Annotated in this window: 18 protein-coding genes and 1 riboswitch; of the genes, 17 read left to right on the forward strand and 1 reads right to left on the reverse strand. The window is 48.3% G+C overall.

Annotated elements, in window-relative coordinates:
- The first annotated feature begins 6 nt into the window (after positions 1 to 6).
- The 15 genes from B5E64_RS02865 (at position 7) to tuf (ending at position 16,561) form a co-directional block, all read left to right on the forward strand.
- Entirely contained in the window at positions 7 to 1,344 is a 1,338-nt protein-coding gene (locus B5E64_RS02865; RefSeq protein ID WP_087167031.1) for a C1 family peptidase, read from the forward strand.
- Between the two features lie 36 nt (positions 1,345 to 1,380).
- Complete coding sequence (locus tag B5E64_RS02870; RefSeq protein WP_087167032.1) at positions 1,381 to 1,950, forward strand: HD domain-containing protein; 570 nt, start codon at positions 1,381 to 1,383, stop codon at positions 1,948 to 1,950.
- A 10-nt stretch (positions 1,951 to 1,960) separates the two neighbouring features.
- Positions 1,961 to 2,869: an AEC family transporter gene (locus B5E64_RS02875; RefSeq protein WP_087167033.1), complete on the forward strand. Its 909-nt coding sequence runs from the start codon at positions 1,961 to 1,963 to the stop codon at positions 2,867 to 2,869.
- A gap of 240 nt (positions 2,870 to 3,109) precedes the next feature.
- A riboswitch (glycine riboswitch) is annotated at positions 3,110 to 3,212 on the forward strand.
- A 122-nt stretch (positions 3,213 to 3,334) separates the two neighbouring features.
- A complete protein-coding gene (gene glyA, locus B5E64_RS02880) occupies positions 3,335 to 4,576 on the forward strand; it encodes a serine hydroxymethyltransferase (protein ID WP_087167245.1) in 1,242 nt (413 codons plus the stop codon).
- Between the two features lie 13 nt (positions 4,577 to 4,589).
- Complete coding sequence (gene gcvT / locus B5E64_RS02885; RefSeq protein ID WP_087167034.1) at positions 4,590 to 5,678, forward strand: glycine cleavage system aminomethyltransferase GcvT; 1,089 nt, start codon at positions 4,590 to 4,592, stop codon at positions 5,676 to 5,678.
- A gap of 23 nt (positions 5,679 to 5,701) precedes the next feature.
- The gene (gene gcvH / locus B5E64_RS02890; protein WP_087167035.1) at positions 5,702 to 6,082 is read left to right on the forward strand and encodes a glycine cleavage system protein GcvH; all 381 of its coding nucleotides are present in this window, start codon (positions 5,702 to 5,704) and stop codon (positions 6,080 to 6,082) included.
- Positions 6,083 to 6,102: 20 nt separating this feature from the next.
- A complete protein-coding gene (gcvPA, locus tag B5E64_RS02895) occupies positions 6,103 to 7,422 on the forward strand; it encodes an aminomethyl-transferring glycine dehydrogenase subunit GcvPA (RefSeq protein ID WP_087167036.1) in 1,320 nt (439 codons plus the stop codon).
- A complete protein-coding gene (gcvPB, locus tag B5E64_RS02900; RefSeq protein WP_087167037.1) occupies positions 7,416 to 8,846 on the forward strand; it encodes an aminomethyl-transferring glycine dehydrogenase subunit GcvPB in 1,431 nt (476 codons plus the stop codon). The genes gcvPA and gcvPB overlap by 7 nt, the downstream gene beginning before the upstream one ends.
- Before the next feature lie 11 nt (positions 8,847 to 8,857).
- Positions 8,858 to 9,856, forward strand: coding sequence for a lipoate--protein ligase (locus tag B5E64_RS02905; RefSeq protein WP_087167038.1), 999 nt, complete (start codon positions 8,858 to 8,860; stop codon positions 9,854 to 9,856).
- Positions 9,857 to 11,278: a dihydrolipoyl dehydrogenase gene (lpdA, locus tag B5E64_RS02910; RefSeq protein WP_087167039.1), complete on the forward strand. Its 1,422-nt coding sequence runs from the start codon at positions 9,857 to 9,859 to the stop codon at positions 11,276 to 11,278.
- A gap of 93 nt (positions 11,279 to 11,371) precedes the next feature.
- On the forward strand, positions 11,372 to 11,884 hold the full coding sequence (locus tag B5E64_RS02915; protein WP_087167040.1) for a GNAT family N-acetyltransferase: 513 nt from the start codon (positions 11,372 to 11,374) through the stop codon (positions 11,882 to 11,884).
- Between the two features lie 131 nt (positions 11,885 to 12,015).
- Positions 12,016 to 12,438 carry a 30S ribosomal protein S12 gene (gene rpsL, locus B5E64_RS02920; RefSeq protein WP_087167041.1) on the forward strand — a complete coding sequence of 141 codons (423 nt, stop codon included), beginning with the start codon at positions 12,016 to 12,018 and terminating at the stop codon, positions 12,436 to 12,438.
- 157 nt (positions 12,439 to 12,595) lie between these two features.
- The gene (rpsG, locus tag B5E64_RS02925) at positions 12,596 to 13,066 is read left to right on the forward strand and encodes a 30S ribosomal protein S7 (protein WP_207651994.1); all 471 of its coding nucleotides are present in this window, start codon (positions 12,596 to 12,598) and stop codon (positions 13,064 to 13,066) included.
- Positions 13,067 to 13,140: 74 nt separating this feature from the next.
- Entirely contained in the window at positions 13,141 to 15,258 is a 2,118-nt protein-coding gene (fusA, locus tag B5E64_RS02930; RefSeq protein WP_087167043.1) for an elongation factor G, read from the forward strand.
- Between the two features lie 109 nt (positions 15,259 to 15,367).
- On the forward strand, positions 15,368 to 16,561 hold the full coding sequence (gene tuf, locus B5E64_RS02935; protein ID WP_087167044.1) for an elongation factor Tu: 1,194 nt from the start codon (positions 15,368 to 15,370) through the stop codon (positions 16,559 to 16,561).
- Between the two features lie 70 nt (positions 16,562 to 16,631).
- Here the strand turns inward: tuf and B5E64_RS02940 are convergent, their stop codons facing one another.
- A complete protein-coding gene (locus B5E64_RS02940; RefSeq protein ID WP_087167045.1) occupies positions 16,632 to 17,225 on the reverse strand; it encodes a TetR/AcrR family transcriptional regulator C-terminal domain-containing protein in 594 nt (197 codons plus the stop codon).
- Positions 17,226 to 17,406: 181 nt separating this feature from the next.
- On the opposite strand from B5E64_RS02940, the gene B5E64_RS02945 reads away from it, so the two are divergent.
- Both B5E64_RS02945 and B5E64_RS02950 read left to right on the forward strand, forming a co-directional pair.
- Positions 17,407 to 19,803, forward strand: a complete 2,397-nt coding sequence (locus B5E64_RS02945; protein ID WP_162610123.1) for a YhgE/Pip domain-containing protein — start codon at positions 17,407 to 17,409, stop codon at positions 19,801 to 19,803.
- Positions 19,804 to 20,173: 370 nt separating this feature from the next.
- Positions 20,174 to 21,490, forward strand: coding sequence for an MFS transporter (locus B5E64_RS02950; RefSeq protein ID WP_087167246.1), 1,317 nt, complete (start codon positions 20,174 to 20,176; stop codon positions 21,488 to 21,490).
- The last annotated feature ends 12 nt before the right edge of the window (positions 21,491 to 21,502 follow it).

Raw genomic sequence — 21,502 nt, forward strand, 5'->3', positions numbered from 1 at the left:
TGAAAAATGAATCAGTTTCAAGGATTGACAGCAGATGATCTCTCCGGGTTTGAGGAAAAGTATGCAGGCAGTGCGCTCTGCCGAGCGATGACGAATGCGCTTTACAAGCATTCGGTAAAGGATGCGGCGTTTTGCCATGCAGGGCTTGCATCCTCCCAGTATGCATTCTCCATTGATATTCCGACGCTTCCGGTGACGAATCAGAAAGCCAGCGGACGCTGCTGGATTTTCTCTGCGCTGAATGTGCTTCGTGAAGTGACGGCAAAGAAATGCAATCTGGACAAATTTGAGCTTTCCCAGAACTACACAGCATTCTGGGATAAGTTTGAAAAGGCCAATTATATGCTGGAGAGCATCATTGATCTGGCGGACCGCCCGGTGGACGACCGTACCGTGTGCCACATTCTTTCAGAAGGCGTCGGCGATGGAGGCCAGTGGGATATGTTTGTCAATCTCGTGGAAAAGTACGGAGTGGTTCCGAAGAGTGCCATGGAGGAAACCTACCAGAGCAGCAATACGAGAGATATGAATGCGCTTCTGAATTCCAGACTGCGCCTGTGTGCTGCAAAGCTTCGTGAGACTGTACGAAACGGCGGGGATGCCCATGAAGAGAAAAAAGAGATGATGGCAGATATCTACAGCTTCCTGTGCATGTGCTTCGGCAAGCCGCCGAAGACCTTTGATTTTGAGTATGTAGATAAAGAGAAGAAGTACCATGTAGTACGGAATCTGACTCCAAAGACTTTTTATGAGGAGTATGTGGGACTGAAGCTCCATGAAGATTATGTCAGCATTATCAATTCGCCGACCGAAGACAAGCCGTTTGGGAAAAGTTACACGGTAGACTATCTTGGCAATGTGGCAGAGGGCGCTCCGGTGCGTTACTATAATCTGCCGATGGATACGCTGAAAGGTCTGATTATCCGCCAGCTGTCAGACGGAGAGGTCGTATGGTTCGGAAGTGATGTTGGAAAATACGGCGAAAGAGACATGGGACTCTGGTGCACGGAGTGCTATGATTTTGAGGGTACCTACGGCATGCAATTTGATATGGAAAAAGGTGCCGGGCTTGACTACCGGGAGAGCGCGATGAACCATGCCATGGTGATTACCGGTGTGGATCTGGATGAGGAAGGAAAAGCACTCAAATGGAAAATCCAGAACAGCTGGAGTGATGAGCACGGTGAAAAGGGATACTATCTGATGAGCGCGGACTGGTTTGACCGGTATGTGTACCAGGCAGTGATTAATAAAAAATATTTGACCAAAGAGCAGCTTGAGGAGGCTGCGCAGGAACCGGTTCATCTGAATCCATGGGATCCGATGGGAACACTGGCTCGATAACATACTTGACAAAAATGTATTCAGGAGGAAAGAACAATGGCGATTACACGCGATCAGGCATATGAGATTTTACATAAATACATGGAAGGAGAACGCTACCTGGAGCATTCCTATGCGGTGGAAGCGATCATGCGGGGAGTCGCAGAAAAGCTTGCTCCTGAAGAAGTGGAATACTGGGGCGTAGTGGGGCTCCTTCATGATCTGGATGAGGAACACTGCGAGTGGAAGGAGCACCCGGAGACCCACGGACCGACATCGGTGGAAATCCTGAAAAAAGAAGGAATTGATGATCCGGTACTGTTTGACGCCATTTGTGCCCACAATCCGGAAAGCGGCGTGAAAGCAAAAACAAAACTTCAGTATGCGATTCTTGCATCCGATCCGATGAGTGGTTTTTTGAAAGCCATTGCTCAGATCTATCCGGATAAAAAGATTGCAAGCGTCAAACATAAATCTGTGCTCAAACGTTTCCGTGAGCTTCGGTTTGCAGCCGGTGCCAACCGCGACTATATGGAAGCGATTGAATTTACGGGCATGGATTTTGACGAATTTATCGACATTGCACTGGAAGCAATGCGCGGTATTGCGGACCGGATTGGATTGTAGGAGCAGGCAGATGGTATTTGAAAATATGCTGACGATGCAGGGGATGATGTTCTTCTTTGTGATCGTTGGATTTATCGTAAGAAAAAGAGGAATAGTAGGCACGACAGGAAGGTTGAACATGGTGGATCTGTGTCTGTATGTGCTGCTGCCGTTTAACATTTTTCATGCGTTTCTTGTACAGCCCCATCATGATGTCTGGAAGCCGGTTGTCATGACGGTGCTGTTATCCGTGCTGTATAATATGATATCTGTGGCGTCAGCGTTTCTGTTGTACAAAAAAACAGATGAGGAAAAGAGAAAGCCGCTCCGGTACGGGACGATTGTTTCTAACGGCGGCTTTCTGGGAAATCCGGTAATTGAAAGTATTTACGGGACGTCCGGGCTTTTGTATGCGTCAGTCTTCATGCTTCCGGTCCGGGTGGTCATGTGGTCGGTTGGCGTCTCCTGCTTTCTGCCGGGCCGGAAAAAGAATGTGTTGAAAAAGGTTGTCACTCATCCCTGCATTGTTTCAATTTATCTGGGGCTGATCGTTATGCTCCTTCCGATATCCTGGCCGGACTTTTTTACCCGGGCGGCGGAAGGCTTAAGCAGCGCCAATACACCCATGAGTATGATGCTGATCGGAATGATGCTTGCGGAGATGGATCCAAGAGGATTGATTGACCGTACCATGGTATTTTATGCGGCAGTCCGCCTTGTATTGATCCCGGCGGTCGTCTTTGCTCTGACAGCCTTTCTTCCGGTGGATCCGGTGCTGCGGGGGATTACCGTAATCATGGCCGGAATGCCGGCGCCTGTCACAACAGCACTTCTTTCTTCCAAATACCATGGGGATGAGCGGTATGCGACGGGGATGATTTTCCTCAGTACGCTGCTGTCGCTTCTGACACTCCCGCTCTGGTGTCTGGTGCTTGGTTAAGAAGGAAAATGTATAAAGAAAAACGATAAACAAGAAGAAATTGTCTACAAAATAACTGTCAAAATATTAACTGACAAGTTTATTATTTAACACTTGACTCTGGAGTAAGTGAATTTTATAATAACTTTAAAGTTGAATGATGAACCTGTGAGATACCACTATAGCGCAGTGTGCGGCGCGGGAATGATAGCCGGAGCCGAAGGGGCATGCAAGAAACTCTCAGGCAAAAGGAACAGGTTCGGACAACACTCTGGAGAACAATATGATTGTACCGAAGAAGTAATCTGGCGTGCAGCACAGCACTGCTGGATAATCTTTCAGGTAAAAGGACAGAGGCAGATGAAAGGACTTCTCATGATGGAGAAGTTACTTGATCTGCTTTTTTTGTTGCCCCGGATTTTCGGCCGGAATCCGTATCGACAGAAAAAGCAAGAATATTGATTTGAGGAGGAAATACGTATGAGTATGGTAGGAGATGTTACGAACTACATCAAAGAGTACGATCCGGAAGTCGGCGGGGCTCTGGAACAGGAACTTGGAAGGCAGAGAAGAAATCTGGAGCTGATCGCATCGGAAAATATAGTAAGCCCGGCGGTGATGCTTGCGATGGGGACGGTCCCGACAAACAAGTATGCGGAAGGATATCCGGGGAAACGGTATTACGGAGGCTGTGAATATGTAGATGTGATTGAAAATCTGGCAATCGAGCGTGCAAAACAGCTGTTTGGATGCGAACATGCCTGTGTGCAGCCACATTCGGGGGCAAGCGCCAATATTGCGGTTTATCAGGCCTTTCTGAAGCCGGGAGATACGGTGATGGGACTCAATCTGGACCATGGCGGACACCTGACCCACGGCTCACCGGTGAATATGTCCGGAATTCTTTATCATTTTGTACCATACAGCATCAATGAAGAAGGATTTCTGGACTACGATGAAATCCGAAAGACAGCACTGGAATGCAAACCGAAGATGATTGTTGCAGGGGCGTCTGCATATCCAAGAGAGATCCGGTTTGACCGGTTTGCGGAGATTGCGAAAGAAGTGGGCGCCGTTTTGTTTGTGGATATGGCGCATATTGCCGGACTGGTTGCGGCCGGACTCCATCAGAGCCCGGTTCCTTATGCAGATGTGGTGACAACGACCACCCACAAGACGCTGCGGGGACCAAGAGGCGGCATGATCATGTGCAAGGAAGAACACGCAAAGGCCATCAACAAGGCGGTATTTCCAGGAACCCAGGGTGGGCCTTTGATGCATATCATCGCCGCGAAGGCAGTCTGCTTTGGGGAAGCGTTAAAACCGGAATTCAAGACCTATCAGGAACAGATTTTAAAGAATGCAAAAGCACTGGCTGAAGCACTGAAGGAAGAAGGCTTCAACCTGGTCAGCGGCGGAACGGACAACCATCTGATGCTGGTCGATCTTCAGAATATGAATATTACCGGAAAAGAACTGCAGCGCCGTCTGGACGAGGTTTATATTACAGTCAATAAAAACGCGGTGCCAAATGACCCGGCAAGTCCGTTTGTGACAAGCGGCATCCGGATCGGAACGCCGGCTGTGACAACACGGGGACTCAAGGAAGACGAGATGAGAACGATTGCAAAGCTGATCAAGATGGCGGTAACAGACTTTGATGCAAAGGCAGACGAGATCCGCAGCACAGTCAATGAAATCTGCGGCAGACATCCATTATATGAATAAGGAGGAGACGGAGATGGAATTAAAAACACCACTTTATGAAGAACATGTAAAAGCCGGAGGAAAGATGGTTCCGTTTGCAGGCTACTCTCTTCCGGTACAGTATCCGACCGGAGTGATCAAGGAACACATGGCGGTGCGCACCCGGGCAGGGCTCTTTGATGTTTCCCATATGGGAGAGATTCTCTGCACGGGAGAAGATGCGAAGGCAAATCTTCAGATGCTTCTCACCAATGATTATACGAAGATCAAGGACGGCCAGGCCAAGTACAGCCCGATGTGCAACGAACACGGAGGCACGGTGGATGATCTGATTGTCTACCGGAAATTCGAAGAAGAATACCTGATCGTTGTCAATGCGGCAAACAAGGGGAAGGACTACCAGTGGATGCTGGATCACCAGTTTGGAAACGTGGCATTTACGGACGTTTCCGACCAGTATGCGCAGCTTGCCCTCCAGGGACCGAAAGCCCTTGAGATTTTAAGAAAACTGACGGACGAAGAGAGTATTCCGGAGAAATATTATCACGCAGTGTTTGATGGCAGGGTGGCAGAAATCCCTTGTATCGTTTCCAGGACCGGCTATACAGGTGAGGACGGCGTGGAGCTGTATCTGGCGGCAGAATACGCGCCGCAGATGTGGAATGCGCTTCTGGAAGCAGGAAAAGAGGAAGGACTGATTCCGTGCGGACTGGGAGCAAGAGATACCCTGCGGATGGAAGCTGCAATGCCGCTCTACGGACACGAGATGAACGAAGAAGTGACTCCTCTGGAAGCGGGACTTCAGTTTGCCGTAAAAATGGCAAAAGAAAATTTTATCGGGAAGAAGGCGCTGGAAGAAGCAGGAGAGCCAAAGAGAGAACGGATCGGATTGAAAGTGACCGGGCGGGGCATTATCCGGGAAGAGCAGAAGGTTTCGCTGGAAGGCACAGAGATTGGAACGACGACATCCGGCACACACTGCCCGTACCTTGGATATCCGATCGCCATGGCGCTTGTGAAGGCAGGAGCGGTCAGGACAGGAGACAAGGTGGAGGTTGACGTGCGCGGACGAAGCGTGGAGGCGGAAGTTGTAGATCTTCCATTTTATAAAAGACAGAAATAAAAATCAGAAAAGGAGAAACGGATATGGAAATCAGAGAAGAATTAAAGTATGTAAAATCACATGAGTGGGTAAAAGAGGAAGACGGAGTTGCAGTGATCGGGCTGACGGACTACGCCCAGTCAGAGCTTGGAGATCTGGTGTTTGTCAATCTTCCGGAAGAGGGAGATGAGGTGACGGTAGGAGAGGCATTTGGCGATGTGGAATCCGTCAAAGCGGTGTCCGATGTGTACTCTCCGGTATCCGGTGTGGTATGTGAAATCAACGAAAGACTGCTGGATGAGCCGGAATATATCAACGAGGCTCCGTATGATGCGTGGTTTATCAAAGTGAAAGACATCACAGAAAAAGAAGAGCTGCTCTCAGGAGCGGAGTATGAGGCGTTTGTAGAGAGCGAGAAAGAATAACAGAGAGGCGGTGAGTTCGGATGGGCGGCTATGTACCGAATACAGAGAAAGAAAGACAGGAAATGCTGCAGGCGGCCGGATATTCTGACATGAATGAGCTCTTTGCGGACATTCCAGATGAAGTCAGACTGAAAGGGGAGCTTGAGATCCCGGCAGGCATGCCGGAACTGTCTGTCAGAAGAGAAATGGAGAAAATGGCCGGAAAGAACCAACTTTTTCCTACCATTTTCCGGGGTGCCGGAGCGTACCGGCACTATATCCCGGCAGCTGTCACAAACATCACATCCAAGGAAAATTTTGTGACGGCCTATACCCCGTATCAGGCGGAAATCAGCCAGGGAATTCTGCAGTCCATCTTTGAATATCAGACAATGATCTGTGATCTGACCGGGATGGATGCGTCCAATGCGTCAGTCTATGACGGCGCTTCTGCAGCCGCAGAAGGAGTTTCCATGTGCCGGGAACGAAAACGGCAGAAAGTCCTGATTTCACAGACGTCCTCCCCGTATGTGATCCGGACGGTGCAGACCTACTGCCACGGAAATGGAATGCAGGTGGAGCTGATTCCGGAAAAGGACGGGCGTACGGACAAAGAGATTCTCAGAGAACAAATCGATGCACAAACGGCGTGTGTTTACATACAGCATCCCAATTATTACGGAAATCTGGAGGATGCAGAAGAAATTGGACAGATTGCCCATGAAGACGGGGCAAAATATGTGATGGGAGTCAATCCGGTTTCCCTTGGCATTTTAAAAACACCGGCTGAATACGGAGCGGATGTGGCGGTCGGAGAAGGACAGCCGATGGGGCTTCCACTGGCATTTGGAGGACCGTACCTTGGTTTTATGGCATGTACGGACAAGATGATGCGGAAGCTGCCCGGCAGAATTGTCGGACAGACAAAAGACAAAAACGGAAAGACCGGTTATGTGCTGACACTTCAGGCAAGAGAACAGCATATCCGGAGAGAGAAAGCGTCCAGCAATATCTGTTCCAACCAGGCGCTCTGTGCACTGGCGGTGACGGTATACCTGGCGTCCATGGGACCGGACGGACTGAAAGAGGCGGCGGTGCAGTGTGTCTCCAAGGCACACTATCTGGCAGGAGAGCTGGAGAAAATCGGATACCGCACGAAAAATCAGGGGAACTTTTTCCATGAATTTGTGACGGAATCCAGGGTGCCGGCAGGGGAGACCTTGAAGGCTTTGGAGGAACACGGAATTCTGGGAGGATATCCGCTGGATGAGCACCGGATTCTCTGGTGTTGTACGGAGATCAATACAAAAGAAGAAATGGATGAGGTCATCCGGATTCTGAAGGAGGTGCAGGGATGTTAATCTTTGAAAAAAGCAGACCGGGACGCGGATGCAGAATGCTTCCTGCGTGCGATGTGGAAGAGACCAGACTTCCGCAGGAAGACCAGAGACAGAAAGCCCTCCATCTTCCGGAAATCGCAGAGGGGGATCTGAGCAGACATTACAGTGAACTGGCGAGAAAGTCCCACGGAGTCAACGATGGATTTTATCCGCTTGGTTCTTGTACGATGAAATATAACCCGAAGATCAACGAGGCGGCAGCGGCACTTCCGGGATTTACCGGGATTCACCCGCTTCAGCCGGAACATACCGTACAGGGATGCCTGGAAGTACTCGATAAGGCGGAGAAATATCTCTGCGCCATTACCGGTATGGACCGGATGGTATTCCAGCCGGCGGCAGGAGCCCACGGCGAGTTTACGGGACTTCTCCTGATCCGGGCCTACCACGAAAGCAGGGGAGATACCAGGAGAACGAAGATTCTGGTGCCGGATTCCGCACACGGAACCAACCCGGCCAGCGCGGTGATGGCAGGCTATAAAGTGGTCAGTGTTCCGTCAGACGCGGATGGCTGCGTGGACCTGGAAAAGCTGAAAGAAGCGGCGGACGAAGAGACCGCAGGAATCATGCTGACGAATCCGAATACTCTTGGAATTTTTGAAAAACACATCCTGGAGATTACGGAAATCATCCATGAATGCGGCGGACTCTGCTACTATGACGGGGCGAATCTGAACGCGGTAATGGGAACGGTCCGTCCGGGAGACATGGGATTTGATGTTGTCCATCTGAATCTTCACAAAACTTTTTCCACCCCGCATGGAGGCGGAGGGCCGGGAAGCGGACCGGTAGGATGTAAAGAACTGCTCGCAGAGTTCCTTCCTTCCGTTCTTGTGGAAAAAGACGAGCATTATTATATGAAGAAACCGGAACACAGCATCGGGGAAATGAAAAGCTTTTACGGCAACTTCCTCGTCGTGGTGCGGGCCCTTTCCTACCTGATGACGCTTGGAAAAGAAGGCATCCCGGAAGCAGGCAGGAATGCAGTATTAAATGCCAATTATATGATGAACGGGTTAAAGGATATCTTCCCGGCGGCATACGGAAAGAGCTGCATGCATGAGTTTGTCATCAGCCTTGCCGATCTGAAAAAGAAGACGGGTATTTCCGCCATGGATATCGCCAAAGGACTGCTTGACAATGGCATTCATCCGCCGACCATGTATTTTCCGCTGATTGTCGACGAGGCATTGATGATCGAGCCGACAGAGACAGAATCACGCGAAACGCTGGATGAAGCGCTGGAGGTCTTCCATAATCTGTATCGTCAGGCACTGGAATATCCGGATCAACTGCATCGTGCTCCGGTTACCACACCGGTTACACGGCTGGATGAAGTGGAGGCAGCCAGACATCCGGTGCTGCGCTGGCATTTTGATGAATAGGGTGAAGCGACATGTTGGAAACACTTACATATATAGAAAGTCACGGAACCGATCCGTACAGAAATCTTGCGCTGGAGGAGTTTCTTCTCTTTGGATGTAAGGAGAAGGAGTGCATTCTCTACCTCTGGCAGAACGAAAAGACCGTGGTGATCGGGAAAAACCAGAACGCATGGAAAGAATGCAGAACAGAACAGCTGGAGAGGGACGGAGGCCATCTGGCAAGACGGCTTTCCGGAGGAGGAGCGGTATATCATGATCTGGGAAATTTGAATTTTACCTTTCTGGTTTCCGGAGAATATTATGATGTCAAACGGCAGCTTTCGGTCATTGCCGGGGCGCTGGAACATCTGGGACTGCACATTGAGGCGTCCGGCCGGAATGATCTTTTGATTGACGGGAAGAAATTTTCCGGGAACGCATTTTACCGCCATGGAGACCACTGCTATCACCATGGAACGATCATGCTGGATGTGGACAAGGAAAAACTGGGAAGCTATCTGACCGTCTCCAGGGAGAAACTGAAATCCAAAGGAGTGGATTCAGTACGGTCCAGAGTGGCGAATCTGAGAACGTATCTTCCGGATCTGACCATTGATGATCTGAAGTACGCTCTCCGCCAGGCCTTTGGAGAGGTGTATGGCCTTCCGGTACAGGAACGGAAGCTGGATGACCGGGAGAAAAAGGAAATAGAAAGCAGGGCGGAATATTTCAGATCCTGGGAATGGCTCTATGGAAGAAAGATCCCTTTTCAGCATGAAATCACGAGGAAATTCCCATGGGGCGAGGTAACCATCCGGTTTCAGGTGGAAAACGGGAAGATCAAGGATACGGCAGTCTATTCGGATGCCCTCAAAACCGGGGTGATTGAAGCTCTTCCGAACTATCTGAACGGAGTACGGTTTTCCAGCAGAAGCATCTGTATCGAACTGGGTCTGTACTGGTCAGAAGATCCGGAAGAAGAGAAGATGCTGAAAGATCTGATAGAATGGATGAAAGAAGAGGAATGGTAGATGGAAGGACAATTTGATCTGATTGTAATCGGCGCAGGGCCGGGCGGCTATGCGGCTGCCATCAAAGCCGCGAAACTGGGGCTTCGCACGGCAGTTGTCGAGAACAGGGATATCGGAGGTACCTGCCTGAACCGGGGCTGTATTCCGGCAAAGGCCATGATTCATGCATCCTCTCTGTACAGGGAGATGCAGCACTGCGCGGAATTTGGAATCTGCGCCTCTGATGTCACCTATGATTACGGGAAAATCCTGGCATATAAGGAAGAGACGACACAGCAGCTTGTTCAGGGAATTGAACAGCTTTTAAAGGCAAATGGCGTGACGGTGGTGAAAGGGACCGGCACCCTGCTTCCTGAAAATGGAGAAGAGAAGGAAGTCCTTGTCTCATCGGGGGATGGAGAACAGAGATACAAGGCATCGAACGTGCTTCTGGCGTCCGGATCAAAACCGCTTAAGATTCCGATTCCGGGAATAGAGCTGCCTGGAGTCATCACAAGTGATGAGTTGTTCCGGATGGAAGAACCGCCGCAGAGCATGGTGATTATCGGAGGCGGTGTCATCAGTGTGGAATTTGCCACTGTCTATGCGGCCCTGGGAAGCCGGGTGACGATTCTGGAGGCGATGCCGAGAATCGTTCCGAATATGGACAAAGAAATTTCCCAGAATCTGAAGATGATCCTGAAAAAGCGAGGAATCGAGATCCATACATCCGCGTCGGTACAGGCAGTGGAACAGGATGGAGACGGATACCGGTGCCGGTATGTGGAAAAGGAAAAAGAGCAGGAGGCAAAAGGAGACTGTGTGCTCTGTGCGGTGGGCAGGTGCGCCAATATGGACGGCCTGTTTGCGGAGGGGGCGGCGCCTGAGATAGAACGCGGGCGTGTAACCGTAGATGCAGACTTTGAGACAAGCATTCCGCATGTATATGCCATCGGTGACCTGATCGGCGGAGCCCAGCTGGCTCATGCAGCGAGTGCCCAGGGCATTGCCGTGGCGGAACACCTGGCAGGCCGGGAGCGGTCGGTGGATCTGAGAATTGTTCCGGGGTGCGTCTACACAGATCCGGAAATAGCATCGGCCGGAATAACAGAAGAGGAAGCAAAGGAAAAAGGGATTCAGGTGGAAACCGGCAAATTCATTATGAGTGCCAACGGGAAGTCGCTGATCACAAAAGAAGAGCGTGGATTTATCAAAGTGGTGGCGGATAAGGAGACAAAGACCATACTGGGAGCACAGATGATGTGCGCGCGGGCAACGGACATGATTGGAGAATTCGTGACGGCCATAACCAATCGGATGACAGTATCTCAGCTCTTAAAGGGAATGAGAGCCCATCCTACCTATAATGAAGGAATCGGAGAGGCACTGGAAGAACTGGAAGGCGGGGCTGTCCATGTCGTTCCGAAGAAAAAGCGATCATAAAGGAAGTAATCGGGCAGGGTGCAGGAAGCACCCTGTCTTTTTGCCAGAAAATGAAAAATCAGATATGATAGAAGAAAAAAGGAGGGAACAATCATGTCAGAAATTATTTACAGAGATGCCAAAGTGGAGGATGCCGAAAAGATTGTGGCATTCTACAATTATGTAGGAGGAGAGACAAGCTATTTAAGCTTTGAGAAGGATGAGTATCCGATGACCGTAAGCGAGCAGGAAGATGAGATCCGCTCCCTGGAAGGGAATCAGACGAATCGGATGCTCCTTGCCATGGACGGAGAGGAGATTGCAGGAATTGCTACAATTCATTCCACACACAAAATCAAAGCACGCCACGACGGTGAACTGGGAATTGTAGTGGCAAAGAAATATCAGAAACAGGGAATCGGAAGCAGACTGATCCAGATGCTGATCGACTGGTGCAAAGGAAACGGCGTTACAACCAGAATCAGCCTGGACACCAGAGCGGACAACATCCCTGCCGTTGCTCTCTACATGAAATTCGGATTTGAGATCGAAGGATGCCGGAAAAACTCCACACTTCTGAACGGCGTTTACTATGACCTTTACATCATGGGAATGATGATAAATTAATGTAAAAAGCCTTGACTTTTCCTTTTAGACGTAATACAATGATTAAGCGCGTGTGGAAATACGTGATATTTTTGTGCGCAAATCAGAAATTTTCAAGCAAACCTATTAATTATTCGTAGGAGGTGAAAGGAATGCCAACATTCAACCAGTTAGTAAAAAAAGGACGTGAGGTTTCTGTAAAGAAATCTACAGCTCCGGCGCTTCAGAAAGGATACAACTCTCTGAGAAAAAGAGCTATCAATGCATCTGCTCCGCAGAAGAGAGGTGTATGTACAGCAGTTAAGACAGCTACACCTAAGAAGCCTAACTCAGCTCTTAGAAAAATTGCCAGAGTTCGTCTGTCTAACGGAATCGAAGTAACAAGCTACATCCCGGGAGAAGGACACAACCTTCAGGAACACAGCGTTGTTCTGATCCGTGGAGGCCGTGTTAAGGACCTGCCAGGTACAAGATACCACATCGTCCGCGGAACACTTGATACAGCAGGTGTTGCAAAGAGACGTCAGGCACGTTCAAAATATGGTGCTAAGAGACCGAAAGACGCAAAGAAATAAGTAAAAGTTTAAAGTAACAAAATCGTTATCGTATCACAGGACTATGAAATTAGTAGGTTGCGGATTGACATACACTGATATGTCCCTGCCGCACGAACGCAAACTGTGAAGCGAGTACTGATGATTTAATCCAATTATGATTAAGGAGGGAAGGACCGTGCCACGTAAAGGACATACTCAGAAAAGAGACGTATTAGCGGATCCATTATACAATAACAAAGTTGTTACAAAGCTTATCAACAACATCATGCTGGATGGTAAGAAAGGTGTAGCACAGAAGATTGTATATGGCGCATTTGAAAGAGTTGCCGAGAAAGCTGACAAACCGGCGATCGAAGTATTCGAAGAGGCAATGAACAACATCATGCCTGTACTGGAAGTAAAGGCAAGACGTATCGGAGGTGCAACATACCAGGTACCGATCGAAGTACGTGCTGACAGAAGACAGGCGTTAGCTCTTCGCTGGCTGACAACATTCTCCCGTAACAGAGGAGAAAAGACAATGGAAGAAAGATTGGCCAACGAAATTCTGGATGCTGCAAACAACACAGGAGCATCTGTGAAGAGAAAAGAAGATATGCACAAGATGGCAGAAGCAAACAAAGCGTTTGCTCACTACCGTTTCTAAGGATTCTCCCTGGAGACGGTTCTGCCGGATATGGCAGGAAACAGTCGATCTTATTAGTTTAGGAGGAAAAAGTCTTGGCTGGAAGAGAATATCCATTAGAGAGAACAAGAAACATCGGTATCATGGCTCACATCGATGCTGGTAAGACTACGCTGACAGAGCGTATTCTCTACTATACCGGTGTAAACTACAAGATCGGTGATACACATGAAGGTACTGCTACCATGGACTGGATGGAGCAGGAGCAGGAAAGAGGTATCACGATCACTTCAGCTGCTACAACATGTCACTGGACACTGGAAGAAAAGACGAAACCGAAGCCGGGCGCTCTTGAGCACCGTATCAACATCATCGATACTCCGGGACACGTTGACTTCACAGTAGAAGTAGAGCGTTCCCTGCGTGTACTTGACGGTGCTGTAGGTGTGTTCTGTGCCAAAGGTGGTGTAGAGCCTCAGTCAGAAAACGTATGGCGTCAGGCTGACACTTACAACGTACCTCGTATGGCTTTCATCAACAAGATGGACATTCTGGGTGCAGATTTCTACAATGCAGTTGAACAGATCAAAACAAGATTAGGTAAAAACGCAATCTGTCTTCAGCTTCCAATCGGAAAAGAAGACGAATTCAAAGGTATCATCGACCTGATGGAAATGCAGGCATACATCTACAATGATGAAAAAGGTGATGACATCACTGTATGCGACATTCCGGAAGAAATGAAAGATGATGCGGAATTATATCGTACAGAGCTCGTTGAAAAGATCTGTGAACTTGACGACGACCTGATGATGGAATATCTGGAAGGTGAAGAACCGGCAGTAGAAGATCTGAAGAGAGTACTGAGAAAAGCGACATGCGAATGTACAGCTGTTCCGGTATGCTGTGGATCTGCTTACAGAAACAAAGGTGTTCAGAAACTTCTGGATGCAATCCTTGAATATATGCCGGCTCCGACAGATATCCCGGCTATCAAGGGTGTTGATGAAGACGGAAACGAAGTAGAGAGACATTCTTCTGACGAAGAGCCGTTCTCCGCTCTCGTATTCAAGATCATGACAGACCCGTTCGTAGGTAAGCTTGCTTACTTCCGTGTATATTCAGGAACAATGAACTCCGGTTCTTATGTCCTGAACGCGACAAAGAATAAAAAAGAACGTGTTGGACGTATCCTTCAGATGCATGCCAACAAGAGAGCAGAACTTGACAAAGTTTACTCTGGAGATATCGCTGCAGCGATCGGATTCAAATTCTCCACAACAGGAGATACAATCTGTGACGATCAGCACCCGGTAATCCTTGAATCCATGGAATTCCCGGAACCGGTTATCGAGCTTGCTATCGAGCCGAAGACAAAAGCTTCTCAGGGCAAACTTGGTGAATCTCTTGCAAAACTTGCAGAAGAAGACCCGACATTCCGTGCTCATACAGACCATGAGACAGGACAGACCATCATCGCCGGTATGGGTGAGCTCCATCTTGAAATCATCGTAGACAGACTTCTCCGTGAATTCAAGGTAGAGGCTAATGTAGGTGCACCTCAGGTTGCTTACAAAGAAACTTTCACAAAACCGGTTGATGTAGACAGCAAGTACGCTAAACAGTCCGGTGGACGTGGACAGTACGGACATTGTAAAGTTAAATTCGAGCCAATGGATGTCAACGGTGAAGAAACATATAAATTCGAATCCACTGTTGTCGGCGGTGCTATTCCGAAGGAATATATCCCGGCAGTAGGTGAAGGTATCGAAGAAGCTATGAAATCCGGTATCCTTGGAGGATTCCCGGTTGTTGGTATCCACGCAAATGTATACGATGGATCCTACCATGAAGTCGACTCATCCGAAATGGCATTCCATATCGCTGGTTCCCTTGCATTCAAGGATGCGATGGCAAAATCAGCTCCGGTACTTCTTGAACCTATCATGAAAGTAGAAGTAACAATGCCGGAAGAATATATGGGTGATGTTATCGGTGACATCAACTCCCGTCGTGGACGTATCGAAGGAATGGATGACCTGGGCGGAGGAAAGATTGTACGTGCATATGTACCGCTTTCTGAAATGTTCGGATACTCTACAGATCTTCGTTCCAGAACACAGGGACGTGGTAACTACTCTATGTTCTTTGAGAAATATGAGCAGGTACCGAAGAATGTACAGGAAAAGGTATTATCCAATAAAAAAGCTTAAAAAGGCTTGAAAATTCAGCAGTTTTGAAATATAATCAGATGTAGCTGAGTAAACTTTTAAATTAAAAAAATTGCCCTGCTTGAGGGTAGAATTAAGGAGGATTATTCAAATGGCAAAGGCTAAATTTGAAAGAACAAAACCACATTGTAATATTGGTACAATCGGACACGTTGACCATGGTAAAACTACTTTAACAGCTGCTATCACAAAAGTACTTTCCACAAGAGTTGCTGGTAACGCTGCAGTAGATTTCGAAAATATCGATAAAGCACCAGAAGAAAGAGAACGTGGTATCACAATCTCCACAGCTCACGTAGAGTACGAAACAGAGAAACGTCACTACGCACACGTTGACTGCCCGGGTCATGCTGACTACGTTAAGAACATGATCACAGGAGCAGCTCAGATGGACGGAGCTATCCTTGTAGTAGCTGCTACAGATGGTGTTATGGCTCAGACAAGAGAGCACATCCTTCTGTCCCGTCAGGTAGGTGTACCTTACATCGTTGTATTCATGAACAAATGTGATATGGTAGACGACGAAGAACTTCTTGAATTAGTAGAAATGGAAATCCGTGAACTCCTTGACGAGTATGAATTCCCGGGAGATGACACTCCGATCATCAGAGGATCTGCTCTGAAAGCTCTGGAAGATCCGAGCGGAGAATGGGGAGACAAGATCATGGAACTTATGGATGCTGTTGACAGCTACATTCCGGATCCGGAACGTGACACAGACAAACCGTTCCTTATGCCGGTCGAAGACGTATTCTCTATCACAGGACGTGGTACAGTTGCTACAGGTAGAGTAGAGCGTGGTACACTTCACGTATCTGATGAAGTAGAAATCGTTGGTATCCATGAAGAAACACGTAAAGTTGTTGTAACAGGTGTTGAAATGTTCCGTAAACTTCTTGATGAAGCTCAGGCTGGTGACAACATCGGTGCTCTGCTTCGTGGTGTTCAGAGAACAGAAATCGAAAGAGGACAGGTTCTTTGTAAACCAGGTTCTGTAACATGCCACCACAAATTTACAGCTCAGGTTTACGTTCTGACAAAAGATGAAGGTGGACGTCATACTCCATTCTTCAACAACTACCGTCCACAGTTCTACTTCAGAACAACAGACGTAACAGGTGTTTGCGAACTTCCGGAAGGAACAGAAATGTGCATGCCTGGAGATAACGTAGAAATGACAGTTGAACTGATCCATCCAGTAGCTATGGAGCAGGGACTTCGTTTCGCTATCCGTGAAGGTGGACGTACAGTAGGATCTGGACGTGTTGCTACAATCATCGAGTAATCGAATATAGCGAAGATTTAAGGGATTGCCGAACGGCAATCCCTTTTTAAGCTTTATCTTTTCGTAAATATCAGGAATGTCTTACGGAAAAGTCCGGATAGAAACCTCTCAGTGTATTCATAATGAGTTTAAATGTAAGTTCAGCCATATGCTGGGGGCTTGCGGAGGATTCTTCTGACAGCCAGGTCTTGACCAGACCGATGCAGCCGGAAAGACAAAAGGCATAATAATATGTCAGATCATCCATCTTCCCCGGAAATGTTTCTTTCAGAGCATTCAGACTGTGTTCGGAAAGAATATTCTCAATCCGGTGCAGGAAAGAGATGTCTCCGTTAGGTCCCAGGAGGGCGGCACAAATATCACGGTTTTCCGCAAGGATAGAGAAAATGTCTTCGATGAACGGGAAGCTGTCCTCATTGAAAGGGCTGATCGGATGGGTATGGATCAGATCTTCAATCTCCCCGGTCAGTTCATTTTCAATCTTTTCCATCATGTCATAGATATCCGTATAGTGTAAATAGAAGGTGGAGCGGTTAATGTCCACTTTTTCTACGAGTTCTTTAATGGTGATCTCCTTTAAGCTTTTTTCTTTCAGAAGTTCGGCCAGCCCCTGACGGAGCTGGGCTCTTGTCTTGCGAATCCGCCGGTCCATAGTTTTTGGCATGAAATAAATCCTCCTCTTAAAATAATAGACATTATGTCGTTTGCTTATCCATTAACAGACAGAGAGCCGTCACATTAATGGTTGTATCTCTTTTCTGATTTTACTATAATTCATGGTGATAGAAAAATCAACACAATATCTATTAATAGAATTAATGTTGCAAAAAGAGAGGAGAAAAAAGATGTTGAGGCAGGAATGGCACAGTCTGTTCAAAAATAAGATTTTACTGATTGTTACAGTCGCGGTCATCGCGATCCCGACAATCTATACGACACTTTTCCTTGGATCTATGTGGGATCCATACGGAAATCTTGATAAGCTTCCGGTGGCTGTCATCAATCATGACGTTCCGGTGACTTATGCAGATCAGAAGCTGGATATTGGCGGCACATTGATGGACGAACTGAAAGACAACGATTCTCTTGACTTTCAGTTCCCGTCAGACAAAGAAGCGCAGAAAGGACTTAAGGATGGTACATACTATATGGTTATTACCATACCGGAAGAGTTTTCAGCTCATGCCGCATCGCTGACGGATGCGAACCCGGAAAAGATGACGTTGTCCTATGAAACGAATCCGGGAACAAATTATATCGCATCCAAGATGAGCGAGACGGCGATGAAAGAACTGGAAAGTTCAGTACGGGAAGAGGTTACCAGGACGTATACAGAAGTCCTGTTTGATAAACTTGCGGAAGTGGGGGACGGAATGCAGGAGGCAGCTGACGGTTCTGGTGAATTGAAAGACGGGGCGGATCAGTTGGCCGACGGAAATCGGACGATTACTGACAATCTGCAGATTCTTTCCAAGAGCGCTCTGGTATTCGCGGATGGAAGTCAGGAATTAGAAGTAGGGCTTGAGCAGTATACAGATGGAGTCAGTGCGGCGGCAGCAGGAGCAGAAGAATTGCAAAACGGTGTAAATGCGCTGGACAGCGGCGTAAATGATGCACAGAAAGGCGGCTCCGATCTGGCAGCCGGTGCGGCGGATGTGGATGATAATATGACTGCTCTCAACGCCGGACTGTCCGAACTGAATGTGGCCGCATCTGCCCTTCCGGATGCGGCAGATGCGCTGAATGACGGAGCAGCTTCTTTAAATGACGGAGCAAAACAGCTTTCAGGCGGGATTACAGCTCTGTCTGAAGGAGCGGCCAACTTGAAGGACGGAGCGGATTCTCTTAGCTCCGGTCTACAGTCTGCTGCTTCCAGTTCCCGGTCGTTGCGTAATGGGGCGGCCGGGATCAGCCAGGCGCTGGCGGCACTTGCCGGAGCAGAAGGCGTACCGGAAGAACTGAGGACACAGATTGCAGCAGTACAGCAACAGGCAGAAATATTGTCTGCAGGTGTTTCCGATTATACATACGGTGTTGATGAAGCGGCAGCAGGAAGCACACAGCTTGCATCGAAGATCCCGGAACTTCAGAATGGTATTTCCACTGTGCAGAATGGTGCGGATTCCCTGAAAAACGGGATCGGACAGCTTCAGTCCGGGACGTCCGCACTGGCAGAGCAGGCTCCGGTACTGGTGAGAGGAATTTCCGCTGCTGCTTCAGGAGCAGATCAGCTTCAGAAGCAGGGAACATCAGCGCTCCGGAAAGGAGCTGCGGAACTGAACAGTGGCCTTGGAGCGTTGGCACAGGGAAGTACGAAGCTGAAAGACGGAACGGATACGCTTGTTTCCGGAGCCGGCAAGCTTACTTTGAACAGTAAAGCATTGACGGAGGGGGCGGCAAAGTTGACAGATGGAGCCGGCCAGATCAGCAAAGGAGCGGAACAACTTTCTGACGGCAGTCGCGAACTGGGCGATGGGATCGATCAGGTTTCGGACGGTGCGGATACGTTGTCAAAAGAACTGGGAAGCGGTGCGGCGCAGATCCGGGAAACGAATACGTCAGATGAGGCGACGGATATGTTTGCTGCACCGGTAGATACAGAAGAGACACAGATCACGGAGGTTGCCAACAACGGCCATGCAATGGCGCCGTATATGATGTCTGTAGGGCTGTGGGTCGGCTGTATTGCGTTCAGCCTGATGTATCCGCTGACCAGTTATGGAGGAAAAATGAAATCCGGCTTCCGCTGGTGGATCAGCAAGGCATCTGTGCTCTATCTGACAGCAGTTCTACAGGCGGTAGTTATGATTGGTGCACTCCATATATTTGATGGTTTTACTCCTGCGGAAATTGGAAAGACCGTTCTGGTAGCGTGTGGAGCATCGCTTGCATTTATGTCGGTGATGTACTTCTTTACCAGTCTGCTGGGCCGTGTAGGAAGTTTCCTGATGCTGATATTCATGGTGATCCAGCTGGCCGGTTCTGTAGGTACGTACCCTTATGAACTGTCCGGATCATTTGTGCCGTATCTTCATGACTGGGTGCCGTTTACCTATACGGTGCAGGCGTTCCGCAGTACCATAAGCGGCGGCGAGAGTATCCGGGGATGTCTCATTTTCCTGCTGATTCTGTTCCTTGTATTTACAGGACTTACGATTCTGGAGTTCACTGTGAGATCCCGGAAAATGCGGGAAGGCAAAAATACATGGATGGTGTGGCTGGAAGAGCATGGACTGGCATGATGGATGAGGTGCCATTGCATAAAGATTCTAAATTATTTAGACCGTATTCAGGTATAAAAACACCGGAATACGGTCTTTTTTTGATTCGGTATTTGTAAAAAAAGAAGAAGGACTGTATAATGAGAATATAATTTACGAATGGGGGAAGTTATGAAACCACAAAGCATAACAGAGAGACCGGGCACTGGGAAGATGGAACTGATTCGTAAATGGATGGGAAAATAACAGATTGAAAGAGTAGAAAGAGGGAGCAACAATGAGATTATGCATTGCATTACCTCCATGCAAAGTCTTGTAAGATCACATTGCATGGAGTAAGATGATCAGTCAGAGACTTTGCCGGGAAGAAAGAAAAAAGGAGCAAAGTCTTATGAAAACATATAAAACAACATTACACGAAATGAAACCATTTCTCATGCTGTGGGGGACACAGGCATTCTCCGCGCTGGGAAGTGCGATGACCAGTTATGCACTTGTAATCTGGTCCTATACACATAAACAATCGGCTCTGATGACATCATTATTAATGGTCTGCTCTTATGCGCCATATGTCATCTTCAGCATTTCTGCCGGGGCGTTGAGCGACCGCTGGAATAAAAAGGCGACAATGTTAGTCTGCGATACGGTTGCGGCGGTATCCACCGTGGTAATGCTGGTTCTCATGAAACAGCAGATGCTGCAGGTAGGACATCTTTATCTGATCAATATTGTCAACGGACTGATGAATACGGTACAGCAGCCGGCATCCGAGGTAGCTGTGACGAGAATTCTGCCGCCAAAGTATTATCAGAAAGTCGGAGGAATGCGGTATCTGGCCAATGCTTTGAATTCGATTCTTACGCCGATTATAGCAACGGCTGTACTGGGAATCGCAGGAATGGATGCGGTGATCGCATTTGACCTGTTTACATTTGGAGCGGCATTTATGACATTGGCGTTTGGAATTCAAATTCCAGAAGGGAGAGAAGAAGCGCCGGGGAATGAATCGTTGCTTATATCTGCAGGGAAAGGAATCGCATATCTCAGAACAGAAAAAGGAATCTTTGGACTGATTCTGTTTCTTGCGGCAATTAATCTGGTGGCATCCATCTATGATGCGGCCCTTCCGGCAATGATGCTCTCCAGAAAAGGCGGAAGCCAAACTGCGATGGGACTGGTGAACGCCGTGATCGGTGCCGCCACACTTCTGGGAAGTATTCTGGCATCGGTACTGCCAAAGCCGAAAAGCCGTGTGCGGGTCATCTGCAACAGCCTGCTTTTTGCCATGAGTTTTGAGAACTTTCTGCTTGCACTGGGAAGGACACCGCTTGTCTGGTGTATCGGAGGATTCCTGGGATGGATTGCGATTCCGCTGATGAATACGAATCTGGACGTCATCCTGAGAAGCAGGATTCCGATGGAAATGCAGGGAAGAGTGTACTCTGTACGGAATTCCCTTCAGTTTTTTACGATCCCGATCGGATATTTCCTGGGAGGATTTCTCGTCGATCATGTTTTTGAGCCGTTGATGGCAGCACAGAAAGAAGGAAGCATCCTGATCCGGATATTTGGAAGCGGAAAAGGCTCCGGGGCAGCAGTACTTTTCTTTGTCATCGCATTTGCAGGAATCGGAGTATGCCTCTGGTTTCGGAGAGATAAACATATCTGGGAGCTGGAAGAAGAGAGTGCTTCTAAAAGTGATGATTAGGAATAAACAGAA

The sequence above is a fragment of the Drancourtella sp. An12 genome (genome assembly GCF_002160935.1).
Lineage (GTDB): Bacteria > Bacillota > Clostridia > Lachnospirales > Lachnospiraceae > Sellimonas > Sellimonas catena.